This is a genomic window from Microbacterium maritypicum MF109, assembly GCF_000455825.1.
GTDB classification, from domain to species: domain Bacteria; phylum Actinomycetota; class Actinomycetes; order Actinomycetales; family Microbacteriaceae; genus Microbacterium; species Microbacterium maritypicum_A.
The window spans coordinates 1-568 of record NZ_ATAO01000107.1; the positions used below are offsets into that span (position 1 = coordinate 1).

Genomic DNA, 568 nt, shown 5'->3' on the forward strand with positions numbered 1-568 from the left:
CATCAAGGACGACATGCTCGCGAACAACGAGCAGATCACGTGGGTGCCGGAGAACGTCAAGCACGGACAGTTCGGCAAGTGGCTCGAGGGCGCGCGCGACTGGTCGATCAGCCGCAACCGCTACTGGGGCTCGCCCATCCCGATCTGGAAGAGCGACGACCCCGAGTACCCGCGCGTGGACGCGTACGGGTCCTTGGAGGATCTGGAGCGCGACTTCGGCACGTTGCCGCGCAACCCCGAGGGCGAGGTCGACCTGCACCGGCCGTACATCGACGACCTCACGCGTCCGAATCCGGACGACCCCACGGGGAAGAGCACGATGCGCCGCATCGAGGACGTCTTCGACGTGTGGTTCGACTCGGGCTCGATGCCCTACGCGCAGGTGCACTACCCGTTCGAGAACCAGGAGTGGTTCGACTCGCACGCGCCGGCGGACTTCATCGTCGAGTACATCGGCCAGACCCGCGGCTGGTTCTACGTCATGCACGTGCTGTCGACCGCGTTGTTCGATCGTCCGGCCTTCACCGGCGTCAGCTGCCACGGCATCGTGCTGGGCAGCGACGGCTAC

Annotated in this window: 1 protein-coding gene; it reads left to right on the top strand. The window is 66.0% G+C overall.

Features of this window, described 5'->3' with window-relative positions; genetic code table 11:
* Positions 1-568 (top strand): class I tRNA ligase family protein (locus L687_RS27270; RefSeq protein WP_040569638.1); only part of this gene is annotated, 568 nt, incomplete at both ends.